The organism is Mycobacterium sp. PS03-16 (assembly GCF_004570325.1).
Taxonomy (GTDB): domain Bacteria; phylum Actinomycetota; class Actinomycetes; order Mycobacteriales; family Mycobacteriaceae; genus Mycobacterium.
The window spans coordinates 26,253-47,611 of sequence record NZ_SPQO01000008.1; the positions used below are offsets into that span (position 1 = coordinate 26,253).

Sequence of the window (21,359 nt, forward strand, 5' to 3'; positions counted from 1 at the left end):
CCGATGAGGGCGTTCAGCCCACGCGGATCGAGAATCGGCTCACGTCGGGCGCGCCGGGGTAGGCCGTGCGGTGGTTGCCCCGGCGCAGTGCGTCGGTGGGTGCGGCCATCGGTTCGATGCCGACCACGTCGTCGCTGCCCGGCGCGAACAGCTGCGCCGCCGGGTATCCGGTCTCGAACGTCACGTCGAGCCGGTGGTCACCGCCGGCGAGCGCGAACCGCGCGCCGTCGGGGACCTGATCGAAGCCGTGGTCGAGTTCGGTGTCGCCGAGCTCCTCGGTACCGCCGTCCCAGTCGGCGGTCGCGCCCGTCGGGATGCCCCAGCCGTCCACCGGCAGATGGCGCATGGCGGGCGTCGCCAGCCGCCACTCGGCGCGCGGCACACCGGGGATCTGCAGATAGGGGTGGTAGCCGTAGCACAGCGGCACCGCTGCGCCGGACGACGGCAGCACGGTGGTCTCCACGGTCAGCGTGCGGTCGGCGAGCGTCACGGCCATGGTCAGCAGGTGCGGGAAAGGGAACGTCGCCAGCAGGCGCGGTTTGCCGGTCCAATCGAGCACCGCGACCAGCCGGTCATCGGACTGTTCGGTGACCAGCCAGCCCGAGTTCGCGGCCAGCACACCGTGGATCGGGACGCCGTGCTCGTCGGTGCGCACCCCCGCGACGCCGGGGGTGAGGGTGACCACCGCGCCGTCGATGCCGTACTTGCTCGAGCTCAGCCGGTTCGCCCACGGGTAGAGGACCGGGATGCCCATCGTCTTGCCCGAGGTGATGTAGGCCTGCAGCCCGCGGCGCTGTCCGAGGTACTCGGTGCCGTCGTCGGCCAGCGAGGTGCAGATCATGCCCGCGGCGGGCACGTAGGTCGCGGTCAGCGACGACGACGGATCGCGCAGGATGACAGATTGCGGCTCGGCCATCCGGCCAGTGTGGCACGGCCCGTCGGCCGCCGCACCGCGCGGGTCAGTCCGTCAGCGGGTCATGCTGAATACGTTGCGGTGGTGCACCTTTGGCGATCAGCGCGGCCTTGGTGGCCTGGGTCATCCGTGGTCCGCCGCAGATCAGGATCTGCCGGTCGCCCCAGCTGCCGTACCGGGTGACCACCTCGTGCAGCACCCCGGTCTGGCGGACGTGCAGTCCGCGCGGCGGTGCGGGGTCGGGGTAGTCGCCCGCCCACGGCGGATTGCTGCTGTACTCCGAGACCGGGGTCACCGACAGCCACGGGTTGGTCGAGGCGATCTGCCACAGCGTCTGCAGGTCGTAGAGGTCGCAGGGGTATCGCCCGCCGAAGAACAGATGCACCCGCGGGTTCACCCCGAACCGGGTCATGTCCATGATCAACGTGCGCAGCGGGGCCAGACCGGTGCTGCCGGCCACCATGAGTACGTCGCCGCCGTCGCGGTCGACGTTGAGGCCGCCGTGCGGATTGGACAGCCGCCACCGGTCGCCCGTGCGGGTCTCGTTGATGACCGCGTTGCTGACCATGCCGCCCGGCACCGACCGGATGTGGAACTCGATACCGCCGCCGCGGTCGGCCGGGATGGCGGGGCTCAGATAGCGCCAGCGCCGCGGCCACTGCGGCACCTGCACCGTCACGTACTGCCCGGGGTGGTAGAACAGCGGCCGGTCGAGCTGCAGCCGCACCACCGACACGTCGCGCGTGACGCGCATGTGCTCGATCACCGTGCCGTCGCAGTACGGTGGACCGTCCTCGGCCTCGGCGGCGCCGCGCATCACCCCGGTCATCAGCGCGACGGCATCGCGGGCGGCCTCGTCGACCCGGCCGGTCCACGAGGCGTCGAGATGCGTGCGCAGCGCGGTGTAGAGGGCGTCGCCCATGGTGTCGTAGTGAACCTGTGCGACACCGTATTTGCGGTGGTCGCGGCCGAGCTGAGCGAGGAAGGCCACCGGCTCCTCGGCGCGCTGGGCGATCAGTTCGCCGAACAGCCAGGTCAGCGCCTGGGCGAAGGCGGCGCGTTGCCGGGCCATATCGGGCGGGAACAGGTCGCGCACCGAGAGATCGGCGGCGAACCAGCGGGTGTAGAAGTCGGCGATCAGCGGATCGGAGCCGCGTCGCGGGTCGACCGCGGCGCGCAGTACGGCCAGCGCGTCACGGTCGTCGAGTCCCACGTCGTTCGAGTGTAAGTCAGCTCGCTGAGACCTTCCGCTGCCGCGCGGCGGCCACGATCACCAGCGCCGCACCCGCGGTCGCCCAGCAGGCCAGCACCGCCAGCGCCGACGTCGCCCCCGCGCCGTCGAAATAGGCGGCCGAGCGCAGCAGGGTGGCGGTGGCGCCCTGCGGCAGCCACTGTCCCACCTGCCCCCAACCGTCGGGCAGCATCTCCGGGGCGCTGCTCAGCCCGGACAGCGGGTTGCCGACGAGCAGCGCGAGCACCGCGCCGGCAGCCAGTCCGGCCCGGCCGAACAGCGAGCCGAGCCCGAGGATCGGCAGTCCGCAGCCGAGCAGTCCGACCGTCAGGGCGGCCGTCACGCCCCAGAAGTTCTGGTCGATCGAGCCGAGGACGTAGTACAGCAGCGCGGTGATCGTCACGGCTGCGACGCCGCCGAAGACCACGGCGGTGCCCAGCCGGGTCCACACCTCGCGGCGAAACGCGAAGACCAGCGCGACGGCGGGCAGGATTCCGGCCAGTGTGATCGGCAGCGCCGCGGCGGCCAGGCCCGCGCCGCGGGGGTCGCGGGCGGGCAGCGGCGCGACGTCCTCGGTGGCCGGCGGCGCAGGGGTCTGCTGGGCGAGGCCGGCGCCGAGCTGGGTGAGCGTCTGCGCGATGATCGGGCTGGCGCCGGTGGCGATGAGCAGGGTGCGGCCCTCCGGGCCGACGGCCAGACCGCCGTAGACCTGCCGATCGCGGATGGCGTCGCGCAGCGCGTCCCGGCTCGGGTAGTAGGTGACCTCGAACGCGCCGGGGGCGCGCTGGTCGAGCGCGGCGGCCACCTGGCCGTTGGCAGCCTGGGGTCCGGCCACACCGATCGGCACGCCGTGCGGACCGGACCGGGCGGCGGGCAGCGCGAATGCGAGCGCGACGAGCGCGATCACCGCGGTCAGCAGCACGACGATGCCGGTGGCCCGCGCGGCGGCCGGTGATTCGTGAGTTTGGGCGGCGTGGTGGGTGCGCGAGGCCGACGTCGTTGTCATGGCTCACTCCTTTTTCACTGACGGTTGAATTCCGTGGGCCGAGCGTAACGCGGGGTGGGAAAATATTCAACAGTGATTGAAATGATAAGGTCGCCGTATGGCGCCACCTGCGAAGACGGTGCGACGCCGGGGTCGCCGCCAGGGTGAGCCGGTGTCGCGAGAGGCGGTGCTGGCCGCGGCGAAACAGCGGTTCGCCAGCCAGGGCTATGAAGGCACCACGCTGCGGTCCATCGCCGACGACGCGCACGTGGACCCGTCGATGGTGCTGTACCTGTTCGGCTCGAAGCTCGAGCTGTTCCGTGAGTCGCTGCGGCTGATCATCGACCCGCAGGTGCTGGTCACCGCGCTGTCCGACGGCGACGGCGACATCGGCACCCGGTTGGTCCGGACGTACCTGCAGATCTGGGAGTCCCCGGAGACCGGGCCCAGCATGGTGGCGATGCTGCAGTCGGCCACGTCGAACAGCGATGCGCACGAGGCGTTCCGCAGTTTCATGCAGACCTACGTCCTCACCGCGGTGGCGGGAGTGTTCGGTGGCGACGAGCAGGCGCGGCTGCGCGCCATGCTGTCGGCGACCACACTGGTCGGCACCGCGATCCTGCGCTACGTGATGAAGATCCCGCCGCTGGCGTCACTCACGGGCGACGAGCTTGTGCGGGTGCTCGCGCCGACGGTGACCCGCTACCTCACCGCCGGCGCCGATGAACTGGGGCTGCCCGGCTAGAGGACGCCGTGGATTCCCTTGTACAGCACCAGGAGACCGATGACGACGAGGATGCCGGCCACCAGCGCCGCGTGCTGCTCCTCCATCCAGTCGCCGACCCGGCGGAGCAGTCCGTCGAGTCGATGGGTGTACAGCGCGTACCCGACGATCGGGATGAGCACCGTCGACCCGGCGACGAGCATGAAATAGATCGTGGCCGACCAGGCTCCCGCCACCCCGAGCCCGCTGGTGCCGATCGCGACCCCGGACGCCGCGCACACGAACAGCACCTTCGGGTTGACGACCACCAGCACCAGCGCCGTGACGAACGCACGGGCCGGGGCGAGTTCGGTCAGCGAGGTCATCCACTTCGGCGTGTGGCCCTGACCCCGCCGCGTCCAGCGGAACACCCCGAACCCGATCAGCACGATGCCGGCGACGATGCGCACCCACGACGCCCAGCTGGGCGGTTTGTCGAAGTTGCCCACCAACCCGGCCAGCAACAGGAACACCGCCGTCAGGCCGAACAGCCCGAGTAGCCAGCCGGCGAGGAACGCCAGCCCGGCCGGGCGCGGCCGCGGCGAGCGCAGCACCAGCACCGCGGGGATGATCGACAGCGGCGACAGCGCGATCACCAGTGCGAGCGGGATCAGTTCGAGCAGGGTCGACGACCACCTACCGGCCACCGGGTAAACCTAGCAAGCCGAATGGGCGGATGCCGGTGTTCGCGGGTGACCCGCCGGCACCGGTCGGACCCCGGGAGCGATCACACCCTTCGTGGCGCTAGCGTCGAGCGCGTGCATACGGATGTCGGCGGCTGTGCGGCGGTGCTGTTCGACCTGGACGACACATTGCTGGACCACCGTGGCGCCGCCAACGACGCCCTCGTCGCCTGGGCAGTGCACGCGGGGCTGGATGTCGCCGCCGAGGAGCTGGCAGCGATGTGGCTGCGCCTGGAGCGTGAGTACTACGACAGGTATCAGCGCGGTGAGCTGTCCAAGCTCGAGCAGCGCCGAGCGCGGATTCGTGCGGCGCTGCATCCAGCGGAACTTACCGACGATGAGGCCGACGACATGTTCGGCACGTATTGGGAGCTGTACAGCTCGGCGTGGCGCGCCTTCCCGGACGCCGTCGCCGCGGTCCGTCGAGCACTCGACCGGGGCCTGCGGGTGGGTGTGCTGACCAATGGTGACGCCCGGGATCAACGACGCAAGGTCGAGATGACGGCGCTCGCGGAGTTGGACCTGCCGCTGTTCGCCTCGTCGGACCTGCCCAGCGCCAAGCCGGATCCGCGTGCCTTCGAATTCGCCTGTAATGCATTGGGTGTGGAGCCGAGAAGCTGTCTCATGGTGGGTGACTCGCTGGTCAACGACATCGAGGGGGCGCTGGGTGCGGGGCTGCCTGCGGTGCTGCTCGACCGGTCCGGTTCCCGTGGACGGTCGCCGGTCGCCTACCGGACCATTCACTCTCTGCACGAGTTGCGGTTCGACTGAGAGTCGCACGTCGTTGCTGCGGATGTGTTGCTGCACCAGATGTCGGATCCCTTGCCGATCGGCCACTGGTTCCGATACGGAAACCGGACCGCCGGCCGTTCGACGAGGTCGTGCACCGCGGACGCTGGTAAGCGCACACCGCACCGAGCGTTCGTCGTCAGCTCACGGTACGGACACCTCGACATGGCATCGTGTCGTCGTGTCGGTGCAAGCGCAGTCGCGGCTCCGGCCCCCCGACCGGTTCCACCGGTGGTGTGAGCGCGTCGTCGCGCGGTTACCGTTCGGTCTGAAACGACTGGTGGCGCCGACGTTTCTCGGCTTCTGCCTGATCAACAGCTTCACCTTCGGCGTCGACCTGGTGTTGCTCACCGTTCTGCACGGATTGCTCGGTGTGGCACTGCCGGTGGCGGTCACGGTCGCGTATGCGTGCGCGTTCGCGCTCAGCTATGCGCTCAATCGGTACTTCAACTTCCGATCGCATGCCGCGGTGGGTCCGCAGTTCACGATCTACGTCGTGGTGGTGGTGATCAACTACCTGGCGTTCATCCTCGGGGTGTCCACGCTCCTGACGGCGATGGGCGTCGAGTATCAGATCGCCCGGGTCCTGGCCGGGGGTTGCGAGGCGGTGTACATGTACTGCGCGATGCGGTGGGTGGTCTTCCGCCGCTGATCACCTCTCGGCGTGCCGGTGCCGGGCGATGAGGTCGGCTTCGGCGGCCCGCGCCTGCGCCGGTGTCGCGAACGGCATCTGCTCGGTCATCAGGCTTTCGGCGGAGGCACGGTCGACGCCCTGGGCGGCGAGCAGTTCGAGGCCGAAGAGGTGCATCGCGGAGGTCGCCTTCTTGGCGGCCACATCCGCGACCAAGCGGATCTCCTCCGCCAGTTCCGATTCGGTGACCGCCCCGACGTGCGGGCTCAGCCGGACCTGGTACACCGTGCCGTTGAGATATGTGCTGACCGTGACCGTGCCGGGAGGATTGGTCGCCGAGATCACCGGAAAATCGGGTTCTCCCGGCTCGGCTTCGGCTTCGTCGTGTGCGGTGTCGGGGTAGAGGAGCAACGCCTCGACGTCTGAGGCCTGCGCGTCGTCATCACCGTTGCGGTCCAGCGCCATGGTCAACGGGGTTGGATACGCTCGGCGAGAGTGCCGCTGCTGACCCGGTCGGTCTCGTCGTAACGGTGCGCGGCGACGCCGAGCTTCTCGTGTAGATCCGTCGAGACCACCGCCATCCCGGCGCACGCCGCCTTACGGGCCGACTCGGCGGCCGCCACCGCGGCGTTCGACAACGCGCAGACGACGCCGTGGCTCAGCCACATCGAGCCGCTCACCCCGTCGGTCGCGGACGATGCCCCGGTCAGACGTGCCGCCGCCTGCCCTTGCCGGCTCGCGAGCTCGTGCACGTGCTCGGTGGAGACGCGTAGTTCGGTCATGATCACTCCTGATCGCTAGAGGGTGCGGGTCGTGGGGATGTCGAGCGGCGCCTCCTGCTCGGTACCGTGGGCGGCGTCGACCGGTGCGCGCTCGCCCGGCGCCCCAGCGGCGGCCGAATCAGGTTCCGCGGCAGCCGCATTGGCCGGCTGTTCCTCAGGTTCCGGCTCCGCGTCGGTGCCCTTGTCGGCTTTCGCCTCCTGCTGGGCGGACTGTTGCGCCGCATGCTGCTGACCCGCCTGCACCGCCGTGTTCACGATCGAGGCGATCGCGGCGAACAGGCCGCCCAGCCCGCCGCCCGCCGCGCCGCCGGGCTGGGCAGCCGGGGCGCCGCCCGCCATGCCGCCCGGCATGCCGCCGCCGGACGGGGCGCTCATCGGGTAGCCGCCGCCAGACACGGCAGGCATGCGGGGCATCGCGGGCGGCGGCCCCATCGGCGTCGACGGTGTCGGTGCGCCGCCACCACTCGGCCCGCCACCGCCGCTGGCTGCGCCGCCACCACCGGACGGCACTACCGGGGGCACCGGAACCGGGGACGCCGGAACCGCCGGCGGCACCGGCGGCGCGGCCGACGGGGGTGCCTCGTCGTTGTCCACGGGCGGGGCGTCGGTGTGCTTCGGCACGGCCTTCCCGCCCTTGCCCCCGGTCGGCTTGGCCTGCCCGGCCACCTCCAGGTACTGCGCGATTGCTTCCTGGAGGAGGGTGGAGTTCTGCAGGGCGTTCACCTGGAGGGCCTGCATCGCCACGGTGCAGGGCAGCAGCGCGCCCGCGACCGCGCCGATCTCCATCGCCGTCGCCATGGGGATGCCGACGATCGGTGGCGGAGGGATGAGCCGGGTGGCGAGCACGACCGGGATCGCCGCGGTGAGGACGGTCGCCGAGACGTCGAGCACCTCTTTGGTGGTCTTGACCTGGCCGGCTTGGGTTTCGATGATGCGTGCGACCTGCGCGTCGGTCCGGGCGATCTGCTGGGCGCGCTGTTGCTGACGAACGTTCAGGCGGCTGTAGGCCTCTGAGCCGCTGCCGGACCAGCCACCGTCGGGGGTCGCGTCCTGCAGCATCTGGCCGATCCGGCTCATCGATTGACCACCGGCCGCGAACTTCTCGCCCTTGTCCGACTCGAAGGTGAGCCCGCACAGCAACTGCATCGCATTGATTCCCAGCAGGCCACCGTTGATGATCGGCGTGGCGATGGCGCCCAGATGTTGCGGCGCCTTGCGCTTGAGGACCTCCTCGAGCACGGTCTGTCCGACGCCTTGGAGGTCGGCCCGAAGCCCGAGGATGGCGAATGGATCACCGTCTGCCGCACCCACGATGTGCTCGACGATGCCTTTGCCCGCGAACAATCCTTCGATCACGTCGAGTGGCCCTGCGCCCATGACTTCCCTTCATCGCGTTGCCCTCAGAGTATGGGCGGGCGCGACCCCCTCGATGCACCAATTTGGCGCAGGCCCGGTCGCGACAGCCCATTACGCTCGACACGTGCGCGATGGGACTGCGGTGTTTGCTCGCGGGGTGCTTGCGGCGCGGGGTCTGCCGACCACCGCGGAGGAGTGGCTCGGCGCGGCCGTCGTCCTCGGTGCCCTGGCCGCCGCGCTCCTCGTGCTCGTGCCGTGGCTGATCCGACGCGCCCGCAGGGAGTCCGAGGCCGGCCGGGCCCGGCTGGCGCACGAATCGGCGGCATTCCGGGCGCGGTGGCCGGGCGCGGCGCTGTGGCACGCGCCGTACGGGGAACTCGAGGCCGAAGTGCGGCGCTGCTGGCAGTTGGTGTTGCTGCTCGAGGCCGAGCTCGCCAAGATGCGCGGACCCGCAGCCGCGGGTATGGCGGCACAGCTCACGGCGGTCCGGGCGTGGATCACCACCGTCCTCGGGCCGCTGAACGCGGCCGCCGCACGCGAGCACCGAATCGTCGGAGGAGCCCGGTGACGCGAGGGGAGTCGTTCGCCGAACACGCCGCGGCGTCGGCCGGCACCGAGCTGATCCGGGCGGCCACCTTCGAGGGAATGCTCGGCGTCGGCCTGCCGTTCGTCGCGGTGGTCGTGGTGCTGATCCTCGCGATGGCCAAGCTGGCCACTGCTCTCGGCGACCACACCGTGGACAACCAGGCGCGGCTGATGACGCATTCGTCGGCGTTCTGGGCACGGTGGCCGGGTGACCGGCTCGCGGCGGCGCCCTACCCGGAATTGCAGGCGGAGGCCGACCGGTGCGAACAGCTCATCACCCTGACCCGGGCCGCGCTTCGGCCCGCCCGGTACGGGAAACCGCATCTGGGGCCGGACCACTACCTGCACACCCGGCTCGCCGCGTACCAGGGCATGCTCGGCGCGGTCCACCGGGCGATGGCGCAGTCGGCGGGACGGCAGGGATGGCCGCCGCAGCGGCCGTGACGGCAGGTGACCAACGCCTCTAGTGGTCCGCGGGCGAAAAAGTTAAAGTTGAGCGGAACAGACTCAACATTGACCGCGTTGAAGTAGGCGACAAGCATTCCTGCTAGACGAAACGGAGGTGGTCGTGGACTCGTTCAACCCGACGACCAAGACCCAGGCGGCGCTGACCTCGGCGTTGCAGGCGGCCAGCGCCGCAGGCAATCCGCAGATCGCCCCGTCGCACCTGCTGATGGCACTGCTCACGCAGAACGATGGCATTGCCGCGCCCCTACTGGAGGCCGTCGGCGTCGACCCCGCGACCATTCGCACCGAGACGCAGCGCCTCATCGACCGGCTGCCCAGCGCCAGCGGCGCCAACAGCCAACCCCAGCTCAGCCGTGAGTCGCTGGCCGCCGTCACCGCGGCGCAGCATCTCGCGACCGAGATGGACGACGAGTACGTCTCCACCGAGCACCTGCTGGTCGGGCTGGCCACCGGCGACTCGGACGTCGCCAAGGTGCTGACCGGCCACGGCGCCTCTCCGCAGGCGTTGCGCGAGGCGTTCACCAAGGTCCGCGGCAGCGCCCGCGTCACCAGCCCCGACCCCGAGGGCAGCTACCAGGCGCTGGAGAAGTACTCCACCGACCTCACCGCCCGCGCCCGCGAGGGCAAGCTCGACCCGGTGATCGGCCGGGACACCGAGATCCGTCGCGTCGTGCAGGTGCTGTCCCGGCGCACCAAGAACAACCCGGTGCTGATCGGCGAACCCGGCGTCGGCAAGACGGCGATCGTCGAGGGCCTGGCCCAGCGCATCATCGCCGGCGACGTGCCGGAGAGCCTGCGCGACAAGACCGTCATCTCGCTCGACCTGGGCTCGATGGTGGCCGGCTCCAAGTACCGCGGTGAATTCGAGGAAAGGCTCAAGGCCGTCCTCGACGACATCAAGAACTCGGCGGGACAGATCATCACGTTCATCGACGAGCTGCACACCATCGTGGGCGCCGGATCGACCGGCGACTCCTCGATGGACGCGGGCAACATGATCAAGCCCATGCTGGCCCGCGGTGAGCTGCGGCTGGTCGGCGCCACCACGCTCGACGAGTACCGCAAGTACATCGAGAAGGACGCGGCGCTGGAACGCCGCTTCCAGCAGGTCTACGTCGGGGAACCGTCGGTGGAGGACACCGTCGGCATCCTGCGTGGGCTCAAGGAGCGGTACGAGGTGCACCACGGCGTGCGCATCACCGACTCCGCGCTGGTGTCGGCCGCCACGCTGTCGGACCGCTACATCACCGCGCGCTTCCTCCCCGACAAGGCCATCGACCTGGTCGACGAGGCCGCGTCCCGGCTGCGCATGGAGATCGACTCGCGGCCCGTCGAGATCGACGAGGTCGAGCGGCTGGTCCGTCGCCTCGAGATCGAGGAGATGGCGCTGGCCAAGGAATCCGATGACGCGTCGAAGGAGCGGCTGGAGAAGCTGCGCGCCGAGCTCGCCGATTACAAGGAGAAGCTGGCGGAGCTCACCACGCGGTGGCAGAACGAGAAGAACGCCATCGACGTCGTGCGTGAGCTCAAGGAACAGCTCGACGCGCTGCGTCAGGAGTCCGACCGCGCCGAGCGCGACGGTGACCTGGCCAAGGCCGCCGAGCTGCGCTACGGCCGCATCCCGGAGGTGGAGAAGAAGCTCGACGCTGCGGTACCCCAGGCCGCGGCCCGCGAGGACGTGATGCTCAAGGAGGAGGTCGGGCCCGACGACATCGCCGAGGTGGTGTCCGCGTGGACCGGTATCCCCGCCGGGCGCATGCTCGAGGGCGAGACGGCCAAGCTGCTGCGCATGGAGGACGAGCTGGGCAAGCGCGTCGTCGGTCAGCGCAAGGCCGTGGTCGCGGTCTCCGATGCGGTGCGCCGTTCGCGCGCCGGCGTCGCGGACCCGAACCGACCGACGGGCTCGTTCATGTTCCTGGGCCCGACCGGTGTCGGCAAGACCGAGCTGGCCAAGGCGCTGGCGGAGTTCCTGTTCGATGACGAGCGCGCGATGGTGCGCATCGACATGAGCGAGTACGGGGAGAAGCACTCCGTCGCCCGCCTGGTCGGCGCGCCTCCCGGCTACGTCGGCTACGACCAAGGCGGTCAGCTGACCGAGGCGGTGCGGCGCCGGCCGTACACGGTGGTGCTGTTCGACGAGATCGAGAAGGCCCACCCGGACGTTTTCGACGTGCTCCTGCAGGTGCTCGACGAGGGCCGGCTGACCGACGGCCAGGGCCGTACGGTCGACTTCCGCAACACCATCCTGATCCTGACGTCCAACCTGGGCGCCGGCGGAACCGAGGAGATGGTGATGGCGGCGGTGCGCTCGGCGTTCAAGCCGGAGTTCATCAACCGGCTCGACGACGTCATCATCTTCGACGGGCTCAACCCCGAGGAGCTGGTGTCGATCGTGGACATCCAGCTGCAGCAGCTGGCCAAGCGGCTCGCGCAGCGCCGGCTCACGCTCGAGGTGTCGCTGCCGGCGAAGAAGTGGCTGGCCGAGCGCGGGTTCGATCCGCTCTACGGCGCCCGTCCGCTGCGCCGGCTGGTGCAGCAGGCCATCGGCGACCAGCTGGCCAAGATGCTGCTGGCCGGCGACGTCCACGATGGCGACATCGTGCCGGTCAACGTCAGCCCCGATGGGGACAGCCTGGTGCTGGGATGAGCGCCTGCGCGAAGACCCCGTCACGCTCCGGCGTGGCGGGGTCTTCCCGTCTGTGCGGCTCTGGTCGACTCCGGCCGACCGGGCTGTCGTCGCGCCGAACGTGCGCTCACCGCGATTTTTCGGCCGATTTCTCGCAGTGGGTGCACGTTCGGCGAGGGAAGACCGCGCCGGCCGGCTAACTCCTGTGACGCATGAGGCCCTGCTGACCAGCGTGGCCGCCCGAGACGGGGTTGTGACCAACTTGAGTTCGGGACATTCCGGTACCAGCAAGTAGGCTTGTGCCGATGGTCCCGCTCTGGTTCACGCTGTCTGCACTCTGCTTCGTGGGTGCAGGCGTGCTGCTGTACGTCGACATCGACCGTCGACGCGGGCTCGGCCGCCGCCGCAAGTCCTGGGCGAAGTCGCACGGTTTCGACTACGAACACGAGTCCGCCGACATCGTGAAGCGCTGGAAGCGCGGCGTGATGTCGACCGTCGGCGACGTGAACGCCAAGAACGTGGTGCTCGGCCAGATCCGCGGCGAGGCGGTGTTCATCTTCGACCTCGAGGACGTCGCCACGGTGATCGCCCTGCACCGCAAGGTCGGGACGAACGTCGTCGTCGACCTGCGCCTCAAGGGCATCAAGGAGCCCCGCGAGAACGACATCTGGCTGCTCGGCGCGATCGGCCCGCGAATGGTGTACTCCACCAATCTCGACGCCGCCCGTCGCGCGTGTGACCGCCGTATGGTCACGTTCGCCCACACCGCGCCCGACTGCGCCGAGATCATGTGGAACGAGCAGAACTGGACGCTGGTCTCGATGCCGGTCACCAGCACCCGCGCGCAGTGGGACGAGGGGCTGCGCACCGTGCGTCAGTTCAACGACCTGCTGCGGGTGCTGCCGCCGATCTCGCAGGGCGATTCCGGTCAGGCCGTCGCCCGCCGCAGCGGGTCCCCGAGCCGCCCGATCCATCCGACGCCGCTGCGTCAGCCCGAGCTCGCCCCGGGCCGCGCCGACGCCGGCCGACCGGATATGGCGGCCCCGGCCGCCCGCCCGTTCCCGCCGCGGCCCGACGGCCCGCGGCCCGACGGCCCGCCCGCGGCCCGTCCCGAACCGGTGCGCAGGCCGCCGCAGGCACGTAACGGCCGCCAGTCACCGAACTTCCAGCGCTAAGTACCCTCGAGGGCATGTCACGCCCTGTCGCCCTGATCACCGGACCGACGTCCGGGCTCGGTGAGGGTTTCGCCCGGCGATACGCCCAGGACGGATACGACCTCGTGCTCGTCGCCCGTGACGAGAGCCGGCTGCGCACACTCGCCGCCGAACTGCACGACGAGGCCGGCGCACACGTCGAGGTCCTACGCGCCGACCTCGCCGACGCCGCCGACCGCGCGAAGGTCGCCGACCGGCTGACCGCCGGAGTTCAGGTGCTCGTCAACAACGCCGGGTTCGGCACCTCCGGCGAGTTCTGGACCGCCGACCTGTCGGTGCTGCAGTCGCAGCTCGACGTCAACGTCACCGCGGTCATGCAGCTGACCCACGCGGCGTTGCCGCCGATGCTCGCCGCGAACAAGGGCACCGTCATCAACGTCGCGAGTGTGGCCGGGCTGCTGTCCGGGCGCGGGTCGACGTACTCGGCGTCCAAGGCGTGGGTGATCTCGTTCTCCGAGGGGCTGGCCAACGGCCTGGGTACCACCGGGGTCGGCGTGCACGCGCTGTGCCCGGGCTTCGTGCGCACCGAGTTCCATGCGCGCGCCGGCATCGAGATGTCCGGCACGCCGGGCTTCTACTGGCTCGAGGTCGACGACGTGGTGCGCGACTGCCTGGCCGAGGTCGCCAAAGGCAAGGTGCTGATCATTCCCGGTGTGCAGTACAAGGCGATCGCCGTCGGCAGCCGGCTCGTTCCCCGCAACCTCGTGCGCATGCTGACCCGGTCGGTCGGCCGCGGCCGCGGGCGCACCTGAGCGCCGGTGCGGTCACTGATCGCCGTCCTCGCGACGGCGCTGCTCGTCGCGGTCACGGGGTGCTCGGACTCGCAGGCGCCTCCTGACACCTACGCCACCGCGACCGCGAAGGTGGGGGAGTCGCTGGCGGTGTCGGGCTGGAACATCGCGGTGTCCAACGTGCGTTTCGAGGCCGACTACGTGCTGGTCGACGTCGACGCCTCGCATTCCGGCTCCGGTGACCCCGTCCCCGCGGAGTCGCTGCGGTTCGGGCTCTACGGGGCGCTGGCGCATCCGCTGGAGGCCAACGCGCTGGGCGGCTGCCGCAACGTCGACGCGTTGACCGTGACGCCGGCCGCCGCGCCGAGCCCGGACCGGATCAGCGGCACCGTCTGCCTCGGACCGCAGCGCGACCAGAGCCAGGTGCGCGGGGTGTATGCCTATTCGCCACAGGACCGGATCGCCGGGACGACGGTCGCGTATCCGGCGGCGTTTCCGGTCGGGGTGCTGCCGACCAACGAGAACGACACCGGCCTGACGCTCAAAACCTCCAGCCTGAACGCGTTCCGCGCCGACGGCGGACAACTCGCGCCGACCGCGCTGGGCGATCCGGAGGCCTTCACCGGCAACGGCTACATGCTGCTGGGCCTGGAGATCGACGGGGTGGCCGCCCGGTACCGCGAGGAATCCGCGCGGCGCGGCGGCCCGCTGATGGTCGTGGTGGCGCCGACGCTCCCGCCGCCCGGGCTGAGCTACGCCTGCGCGGCCTACGGCGCGTCGGTGCTGGTGCTGCCCGACGCGTCGCGGGACGCGGTGTCGGTGCGGGTGTCGCTGTGCACCCAGGGCGACATCAACGAGGCGCTGCTGTACCCGACCGTCTCGGTGATCGGCACCCACGCCGCGCTGTGGACCACCCGTGACTGACCAGCCCGGCCCCACCGAGTGGGGTGACGGGCCGGGTGTCGGGCCGTGGGAAGGCCCGCTTCCCGACGACCCGCGCTACGACCGGGACCTGTTGCGCGACGGCGACACCCGCAACGTCGTCGACGCCTACCGGTACTGGACGCGTGAGGCGATCGTTGCCGACATCGACCGGCGCCGACACCCGCTGCACATCGCGATCGAGAACTTCGGCAACGACGCCAACATCGGCGGGGTGGTGCGCACCGCCAACGCGTTCGCCGTCGACACCGTTCACATCGTCGGACGCCGGCGGTGGAATCGCCGTGGCGCCATGGTGACCGACCGCTATCAGCGGCTGCGCCATCATGACACCACGGCCGAGCTCCTGGACTTCGCCGCGGCGGAGGGGCTCACCGTGGTCGCGGTGGACAACGTGCCCGGTGCGGTCCCGCTCGAGGGCACCGCGCTCCCGCGTGACTGCCTGCTGATCTTCGGGCAGGAAGGGCCCGGCATCACCGGTGATGCAAGAAACGGTGCCGCGCTGACCGTGTCAATCGCGCAGTTCGGCTCCACACGGAGCATCAACGCAGCGGTCGCCGCCGGGATCGCCATGCACACCTGGATCACCCAGCACGCCGACCTCGGTCTCGCCTGGTAGCCCGCCGCGCAGCAGCAGCCAGACCGTCACCGCCGAGGTCAGCATCAGCGCCGCCCCCACGCCGGACGCGATCGCCAGCCCGTCGGTGAACGCGGCGCCCGCGGCGTCGAGCAGCGCGTCGCCCTGGGCGGGCGGCAACTCGCCGGCGACCTGGGTCGCCGCGGCCAGCGAGTCACCGGCATGTGTCACGGCGTCGGGCGAAAGACCTTGCGGCACGGTCATGGTGCGGTAGACGCCGGTGACGATCGAGCCCAGCGTCGCGATACCCAGCGCCATGCCCAGCTCGTAGGCGGTCTCGGACACCGCGGCCGCCGCACCGGCCCGCTCCCGCGGCACGCTGGCCAGGATCACGTCGCTGGCGACGGTGAACGCCAAGCCGAGCCCGACACCGACCACGAACAGCGCGACGCCCAGCTGCAGGTAGGCGGTGCCCGGGTGGATCGTGGTCAGCGCCGCCATCGCGACACCGACGAAGACCAGGCCGGTGGTCAGCACGGCGCGCTGAGACCACCGGCGCACCGCGAAGCCGGCCAGCACACCGAACACCGTCGCGGTCAGCGCGGCCGGGAGTTCGGCCAGCCCCGCCCGCAGCGGGCTGTACCCCTGAACCAGCTGGAAGAACTGCGACAGGAAGAACACCAGGCCCGAAAGCCCCAGCACGGACAGCAGATTCGCGCCCACCACCCCGGAGAAGGCGCGGTTGGCGAACAGCCGCACGTCGATCAGCGGGCTGGGCAACCGCAGCTGCCTGCGCACGAACAGCGTCAGCGCCGCGGCACCGATCACCGCCGACACGGCCACGCCGAACCCCACGCCGTGCGCGGCGATCTCCTTGATCGCGTACACCAGGCCGAGGATGCCCGCCATCGACAACCCGACACTGGGTAGATCCCACGGCCCCGGCTCGGGGTTGCGGTGCTCGGGCAACAGCGCGAGGCCACCGACCAGCAGCACCACCATCACCGGTACGTTGATCAGGAACACCGAACCCCACCAGAAGTGTTCGAGCAGAACGCCGCCCACCACGGGACCCAGCGCGGCGCCTGCGGAGAACGCCGAGGCCCAGATGCCGACGGCGATGCTGCGCTGCCGGGCGTCGGTGAAGATACCGCGGATCAGCGCGAGCGTGGCCGGCGCCAGCGTCGCACCCGCCACGCCGAGCAGCGCCCGCGCGCCGATCAGCAGTTCGGGGGTCGGGGCATAGGCGGTGAGCACCGACACCGCGGCGAACGCCGTTGCGCCGCAGAGCAGCAGCTTGCGGTGCCCGATCCGGTCCCCGAGGCTGCCCATCGAGATGAGCAGGCTGGCGAGCACGAACGAGTAGATGTCGCCGATCCAGAGCAGTTCGGTGCCGGTGGTGGCGAGGTCGCGGCTGATGAACGGCGTCGCCAGGGCGAGCACCGTGCCGTCGATGCCGATCAGCAGCACCGCCATGGTCAGTACGCCGAGGGCGAGCCAGCGGCGGGTCATGAGGTCTTCACTCCGTTCAGTAACAGTTCGGTGATCATGCGGTCGAAGTCGCGGGCGGCGACCCGGCCGACCTGGGTGGCCCAGCCGTACCCGGCGACCAGGCTGTAGAGCGCCTCGGTCAGCCACGCCGCGGTGAGGTCGGGACGGAATTCGCCGTCGCGCTGGCCGCGCTCGAACAGCCGCGTGATCTCGGCGTCGACGTCCGCCCAGCCCTGTAATGACTGTTCGGCGTCGACGTCCTGGCTCTGGCTGTACAGCAGCGACAGATATGGCGCGACGGGTCGGCAGGCGGTCACCAGTCGTCGGACCGCATCGGCGGCGGACCCCAGGTGCAGGCGGGCCGACTCCACCGCCGCGCCCATTTCGGCGATGGCGAGTTCGTCCAGCGCCGCCATCAATGCGGGTTTCCCGGCGAAATGCCGGTGCAGGGTCGCGCGGCTGACCCCGGCCGCGGCCGCGATCTCATCCTGCGTGGCATTGGGCCGGCGGCCGAGGAAGTCCGCGGCTGCCCGCAGCAGCCGGTCTCGATCCGTGGCCATGAAACGATGGTAGCTCAATTGAGACGAATTTGTCTCATGCGGTCGCGCGGACCGCCTCCCCTGACGGCGCGCCGTGAGGCAGGATCGACGCCATGGATCAGCTGTGGGCGAACCGGGCGGCCAGCGCGGAGACGGCGGTGACCCGGCGGCACCTGCGCCGGCTGTGGGGGTTGCCCGGCACCCAGCTCGGGGTGGTGGCCTGGCCGGCGTCGGGCAAGCACACCTGGTTCGGCACCTGGCACTACTGGTGGCAGGCCCACCTGCTGGACTGTCTGGTCGACGCGCAGGTGCGGGCCGCGGACGCGGAGCGGCAGCGCCGGATCGAGGCCCAGATCCGCGCGCACCGCCTGCGCAATCTCGGGCGATGGGTCAATGACTACTACGACGACATGGCGTGGCTGGCGCTGGCGCTCGAGCGGGCCGGCCGGCTGTGCGGGGTGCACAAGCCCAAGGCCCTGCACCGGCTCGGCGACCAGCTCGTCAACGCGTGGGTGCCCGAGGACGGCGGCGGCATCCCGTGGCGCAAACAGGACCAGTTCTTCAACGCGCCGGCCAATGGCCCGGCCGGCATCTTCCTGGCCCGCTATGACGACCGGCTGCGCCGCGCGCAGCAGATGGCCGACTGGATCGACGAGGTGCTCATCGACCCCGAGACGCACCTGGTGTTCGACGGCATCAAGGCCGGTTCGCTGGTGCGCGCGCAGTACACCTACTGCCAGGGCGTGGTGCTGGGCCTGGAGACCGAGCTCGCGGTGCGCACCGCCGACGACCGGCACGCCGCCCGGGTGCACCGCCTGGTCGCCGCCGTGCGCGACCACATGGCGCCCGACGGCGTCATCAAGGGTGGAGGCGGCGGCGACGGCGGCCTGTTCAACGGCATCCTGGCCCGCTACCTGGCACTGGTGGTCACCGCACTGCCCGGGGACACCGAGGCTGACGTCGAGTCCCGCGACACCTCGCGGCGGCTGGTGCTCACCTCGGCACAGGCGGCGTGGGACAACCGGCAGACCGTCGATGGGCTCCCGCTGTTCGGCGCGTCCTGGGACCGCACCGCGGTGATCCCGACCGCGGCCGGAAAAGAGGCCGAATCCGTCGGCGGTGCGGTCAACGCGTCCGAGATCCCCGAGCGCGACCTGTCGGTGCAGCTGGCCGGCTGGATGCTCATGGAGGCGGCGCACACGGTGAGCGAACAGGAGACCCCCGGCACGTGACCGAGGCGCTGCCCCAGAAGATCCGCTCGCTGCCGAACCATCTCAGCCGGGACCCGAGTAAACCCCGCTCCACCGAGAACCGCGCCGCCGCGCTGCTGCTGACCTTCACCGCACTGGCGATCCTGTGGGCGAACTCGCCGTGGGCGGAGACGTATTCGGCGTTCTGGCACACCGACATCGGGCTCAGCTTCGGTGAGTACCACACGGAGATGTCGGTGCAGCACCTGGTCAACGACGGCCTGATGGCGTTCTTCTTCTTCATCGTCGGGCTGGAGGTCAAGGGCGAGTTCGCGATCGGGGAGCTGACCGACCGGTCCCGGGCGGCGGTACCGGTGGTCGCCGCGATCGCCGGCCTGGTGGTGCCCGCGCTGATCTTCTTGGCGTTCAACCCGTCCGGGGAGAATGCGCAGGCGTGGGGTGTGGTGATCTCCACCGACACCGCGTTCCTGGTCGGCGCGCTGGCGGTGATCAAACCGAAATTCCCGGCGCGGCTGCGGATCTTCCTGCTCACCCTCGCCGTGGTCGACGACGTCGGCGCACTCGGCGCGATCGCGCTGTTCTATACCGACGACCTGGCGCTCGGCCCGCTCGCCGTCGCGTTGGTGCTGCTCGCCGGGCTGGCGTCCGCCCGCCGGCTGCCGGGTCCGCTGCGCGGACCCGCCTACGCCGTCCTCGGTTCCGCGCTGTGGGTCGCGCTGTACGTCGCACACGTGCATCCGACCCTGGCGGGGGTGGCCGTCGCCCTGTGCATCCCCGTGTTCACGCCGGAGCGGCGCCAGGTCGAGCAGACCGTCGACCTCATCCGGGCGTTCCGGCAGTCACCCAACCCCGACTACGCCCGCGCGGTGACCCGCGGCCTGCGCGAATCGATCTCGATCAACGAACGGTTGCAGACCGCGGTCGGCCCGTATGTGTCGTTCGTGGTGCTGCCGGTCTTCGCGCTGGCCAACGCCGGGGTTCGCCTCGACGAACAGACCGTCGCCGCCGCGCTGACCTCGCCGCTGACGTGGGGCATCATCGCCGGCCTGGTGGCGGGCAAGTTCATCGGCATCACCGCGGCGACCGCGATGATGCGCGCCACCGGCTGGGGTCAGCTCGCGCCCGGTCTGACCCTGCGCCGGGTGGCCGGCGGGGCGGCGCTGTCGGGCATCGGGTTCACGATCTCGCTGTTCATCGTCGACCTCGCCATCACCGACCCGCGGATGCAGGACGAGGCCCGCGTCGGCGTGCTGATCGCCTCGATCCTGGCCTTCGCCCTGGGCTGGGCGCTGTTCCGCGTGACGGACTGGATCAGCCCGCCCGAACCGATCGGGCTCAAACTGGTCCGCCCGGTCGATCCGGAGCGCGACCACATCCGCGGCAACCCGGACGCGCCGCTGGTGCTGGTCGAGTACGGGGACTTCGAATGCCCGTTCTGCAGCCGCGCCACCGGCGCGATCGACGAGGTGCGCGCCCACTTCGGCGACGAATTGTGTTACGTGTGGCGGCATTTTCCGCTGGAGCGGGCCCATCCCCGGGCGTTCGACGCGGCCCGGGCCAGCGAGGGCGCCGCCTTGCAGGGCAAGTTCTTCGAGATGGGCCGCGAGCTCTTCGGCCATCAGGATGACTTGGAGTGGTCGGACATGTACCGCTACGCCGTCGCGATCGGCCTGGACATCGAGCGGTTCGACCAGGACGTCCGGGTGCACTCGTCGAAGGTGCTGCACCGCGTGCAGGACGATGCGCAGGACGCCGAGGTGATGGACCTGAACTCCACGCCGACGTTCTTCGTCAACGGAAAGCGGCACAAGGGGCCGTGGGACGCGGCCAGCCTGATCCGCGCGTTGGAAGCCGGGCGACCGGCGCAACGGCCGGAGTGAACCCGGGTCAGCTCCACAGCGTGACATGAACTTTGGGCTTGAACCGGGTCACGCCCACGCCTGTGCCCCGGATCATCGCCTGGGTGCAGCGCGGCGTGGTGATGAACCGGACGAGCTCCGAGGCGGCCGGTTGCCGCGCGGACGGCGACAGTGTCGAGGCGTACCAGTCCCCGTCGGCCTGCAGCCCCGGTCCCTTGATCTGGACCAGCCGCCCGGACGCGAGGTCCTTCGAGACCGCGAAACCGATGGTCAGCGTCACACCGTCGGCGCGCTGCACCTCTTCCAGCGCCGCCGCGTCGCTCTGGAAGATCCGCTGCCGGGTCTCCGGCACCTGCAACGCACGCAGCATGGTCGCGACCTCGCCGTCGGCGCTGCCCGCCGACGGACCCAGGAACCAGTGTGCGTCGCGCAGCTGCGCGGGGGTCGGAATCCGCTGTCCCGCAGCGGCGACGGCGATGATCTGGTACTTGAGGAAGGGGCGGATCACCACCGCGGGACCGGGGTCGTTGGGGGCCGGGCCGAGCGTGATGTCGACCGCCCGGGACTCGATCAGGTCACGGAAGCGGCTGGCCGGATGCACCGACAGCTCGACCGACAGGTCGTCGGCGCGTGACGAGAACAGCTCGATCAGGCCGGGAGCCGCGTGCTCGGCGAACGACGCGGAGGCGGCGATGCGCAGCAGTCGTCGGCCGTGCGCGGCCTCGGTCACCTCGATCGCCGTCTGCTGCTGCAGGCCCAGGATCTCGATGGCCCGGCTGGCCAGCCGCAGACCGCCCGGCGTGAACGCCAACCCCGCCGCGGTGCGGCTGAACAGCGGATCGTCGAGTTCTTTGCGGAGCTGTGCGACATGCATCGAGATGCCCGCATCGGACATGCCGAGTTCCTCCGCGGCGGCGTGGACGGAACCCAGCCGCACCACCGCGGAGTAGGCCCGAAGCTGAGCCGGTGTCACGGGGGCAGCC

22 protein-coding genes and 1 pseudogene are annotated in these 21,359 nt (G+C 70.6%); 13 read left to right on the forward strand and 10 right to left on the reverse strand.

Annotated elements, in window-relative coordinates:
• Positions 1-13: 13 nt before the first annotated feature.
• From E4P42_RS09045 to E4P42_RS09055, 3 genes are read right to left on the reverse strand one after another with little or no spacing between them, the layout of a single operon-like run.
• Positions 14-916, reverse strand: a complete 903-nt coding sequence (locus E4P42_RS09045) for an aldose 1-epimerase (protein ID WP_135125318.1) — start codon at positions 914-916, stop codon at positions 14-16.
• A gap of 43 nt (positions 917-959) precedes the next feature.
• On the reverse strand, positions 960-2,126 hold the full coding sequence (locus E4P42_RS09050; protein ID WP_135125320.1) for an FAD-binding oxidoreductase: 1,167 nt from the start codon (positions 2,124-2,126) through the stop codon (positions 960-962).
• Between the two features lie 16 nt (positions 2,127-2,142).
• The gene (locus E4P42_RS09055; RefSeq protein WP_135125322.1) at positions 2,143-3,150 is read right to left on the reverse strand and encodes an ABC transporter permease; all 1,008 of its coding nucleotides are present in this window, start codon (positions 3,148-3,150) and stop codon (positions 2,143-2,145) included.
• Between the two features lie 97 nt (positions 3,151-3,247).
• On the opposite strand from E4P42_RS09055, the gene E4P42_RS09060 reads away from it, so the two are divergent.
• The gene (locus E4P42_RS09060; protein WP_167759419.1) at positions 3,248-3,874 is read left to right on the forward strand and encodes a TetR family transcriptional regulator; all 627 of its coding nucleotides are present in this window, start codon (positions 3,248-3,250) and stop codon (positions 3,872-3,874) included.
• Here E4P42_RS09060 and E4P42_RS09065 read toward each other — a convergent pair.
• Positions 3,871-4,539 (reverse strand): GAP family protein, encoded by a 669-nt coding sequence (locus tag E4P42_RS09065; protein ID WP_135125324.1) that lies wholly within the window; start codon positions 4,537-4,539, stop codon positions 3,871-3,873. The two genes, E4P42_RS09060 and E4P42_RS09065, sit on opposite strands and share 4 nt — an antisense overlap.
• A gap of 111 nt (positions 4,540-4,650) precedes the next feature.
• On the opposite strand from E4P42_RS09065, the gene E4P42_RS09070 reads away from it, so the two are divergent.
• The 3 genes and pseudogenes from E4P42_RS09070 (at position 4,651) to E4P42_RS09075 (ending at position 6,016) form a co-directional block, all read left to right on the forward strand.
• The gene (locus tag E4P42_RS09070) at positions 4,651-5,346 is read left to right on the forward strand and encodes an HAD family hydrolase (RefSeq protein WP_209305734.1); all 696 of its coding nucleotides are present in this window, start codon (positions 4,651-4,653) and stop codon (positions 5,344-5,346) included.
• A gap of 41 nt (positions 5,347-5,387) precedes the next feature.
• Positions 5,388-5,477, forward strand: a pseudogene (locus E4P42_RS26950) (nitroreductase); the annotation flags it as partial.
• A 68-nt stretch (positions 5,478-5,545) separates the two neighbouring features.
• On the forward strand, positions 5,546-6,016 hold the full coding sequence (locus tag E4P42_RS09075) for a GtrA family protein (RefSeq protein ID WP_167759417.1): 471 nt from the start codon (positions 5,546-5,548) through the stop codon (positions 6,014-6,016).
• On the opposite strand, the gene E4P42_RS09080 is transcribed toward E4P42_RS09075, so the two are convergent.
• The 3 genes from E4P42_RS09080 to E4P42_RS09090 are packed head-to-tail and all read right to left on the reverse strand — an operon-like array spanning position 6,017 to position 8,133.
• Entirely contained in the window at positions 6,017-6,466 is a 450-nt protein-coding gene (locus tag E4P42_RS09080; protein WP_135125328.1) for a hypothetical protein, read from the reverse strand.
• Positions 6,463-6,777, reverse strand: coding sequence for an ESX-1 secretion-associated protein (locus E4P42_RS09085; RefSeq protein WP_135125330.1), 315 nt, complete (start codon positions 6,775-6,777; stop codon positions 6,463-6,465). The genes E4P42_RS09080 and E4P42_RS09085 overlap by 4 nt, the downstream gene beginning before the upstream one ends.
• Positions 6,778-6,792: 15 nt before the next feature.
• A complete protein-coding gene (locus E4P42_RS09090; RefSeq protein WP_135125332.1) occupies positions 6,793-8,133 on the reverse strand; it encodes an EspA/EspE family type VII secretion system effector in 1,341 nt (446 codons plus the stop codon).
• Positions 8,134-8,257: 124 nt separating this feature from the next.
• Between E4P42_RS09090 and E4P42_RS09095 the strand changes: the two genes are divergently transcribed.
• From E4P42_RS09095 to E4P42_RS09125, 7 genes are all read left to right on the forward strand, one after another.
• Positions 8,258-8,701: a hypothetical protein gene (locus E4P42_RS09095; protein ID WP_135125334.1), complete on the forward strand. Its 444-nt coding sequence runs from the start codon at positions 8,258-8,260 to the stop codon at positions 8,699-8,701.
• Positions 8,698-9,162 carry a hypothetical protein gene (locus E4P42_RS09100; protein WP_135125336.1) on the forward strand — a complete coding sequence of 155 codons (465 nt, stop codon included), beginning with the start codon at positions 8,698-8,700 and terminating at the stop codon, positions 9,160-9,162. Before E4P42_RS09095 ends, E4P42_RS09100 begins: the two co-directional genes overlap by 4 nt.
• Before the next feature lie 124 nt (positions 9,163-9,286).
• On the forward strand, positions 9,287-11,833 hold the full coding sequence (gene clpB / locus E4P42_RS09105) for an ATP-dependent chaperone ClpB (RefSeq protein WP_135125338.1): 2,547 nt from the start codon (positions 9,287-9,289) through the stop codon (positions 11,831-11,833).
• Between the two features lie 284 nt (positions 11,834-12,117).
• Entirely contained in the window at positions 12,118-12,987 is an 870-nt protein-coding gene (ttfA, locus tag E4P42_RS09110; protein ID WP_135125340.1) for a trehalose monomycolate transport factor TtfA, read from the forward strand.
• A 14-nt stretch (positions 12,988-13,001) separates the two neighbouring features.
• A complete protein-coding gene (locus E4P42_RS09115) occupies positions 13,002-13,778 on the forward strand; it encodes an SDR family oxidoreductase (RefSeq protein ID WP_135125342.1) in 777 nt (258 codons plus the stop codon).
• Between the two features lie 6 nt (positions 13,779-13,784).
• Positions 13,785-14,681, forward strand: a complete 897-nt coding sequence (locus tag E4P42_RS09120) for a hypothetical protein (RefSeq protein WP_135125344.1) — start codon at positions 13,785-13,787, stop codon at positions 14,679-14,681.
• Positions 14,674-15,318: an RNA methyltransferase gene (locus E4P42_RS09125; RefSeq protein ID WP_135125346.1), complete on the forward strand. Its 645-nt coding sequence runs from the start codon at positions 14,674-14,676 to the stop codon at positions 15,316-15,318. Before E4P42_RS09120 ends, E4P42_RS09125 begins: the two co-directional genes overlap by 8 nt.
• Here the strand turns inward: E4P42_RS09125 and E4P42_RS09130 are convergent.
• The gene (locus E4P42_RS09130) at positions 15,211-16,788 is read right to left on the reverse strand and encodes an MFS transporter (protein ID WP_135125348.1); all 1,578 of its coding nucleotides are present in this window, start codon (positions 16,786-16,788) and stop codon (positions 15,211-15,213) included. The genes E4P42_RS09125 and E4P42_RS09130 overlap by 108 nt on opposite strands.
• Positions 16,785-17,327 carry a TetR/AcrR family transcriptional regulator gene (locus tag E4P42_RS09135; RefSeq protein ID WP_135125350.1) on the reverse strand — a complete coding sequence of 181 codons (543 nt, stop codon included), beginning with the start codon at positions 17,325-17,327 and terminating at the stop codon, positions 16,785-16,787. Before E4P42_RS09135 ends, E4P42_RS09130 begins: the two co-directional genes overlap by 4 nt.
• 92 nt (positions 17,328-17,419) lie before the next feature.
• Between E4P42_RS09135 and E4P42_RS09140 the strand changes: the two genes are divergently transcribed.
• Both E4P42_RS09140 and nhaA read left to right on the forward strand, forming a co-directional pair.
• A complete protein-coding gene (locus tag E4P42_RS09140) occupies positions 17,420-18,538 on the forward strand; it encodes a glycoside hydrolase family 76 protein (RefSeq protein WP_135125352.1) in 1,119 nt (372 codons plus the stop codon).
• Positions 18,535-20,397, forward strand: coding sequence for a Na+/H+ antiporter NhaA (nhaA, locus tag E4P42_RS09145; protein ID WP_135125354.1), 1,863 nt, complete (start codon positions 18,535-18,537; stop codon positions 20,395-20,397). Before E4P42_RS09140 ends, nhaA begins: the two co-directional genes overlap by 4 nt.
• A 7-nt stretch (positions 20,398-20,404) precedes the next feature.
• On the opposite strand, the gene E4P42_RS09150 is transcribed toward nhaA, so the two are convergent.
• Positions 20,405-21,349 carry a LysR family transcriptional regulator gene (locus E4P42_RS09150; protein ID WP_135125356.1) on the reverse strand — a complete coding sequence of 315 codons (945 nt, stop codon included), beginning with the start codon at positions 21,347-21,349 and terminating at the stop codon, positions 20,405-20,407.
• Positions 21,350-21,359 lie beyond the last annotated feature (10 nt).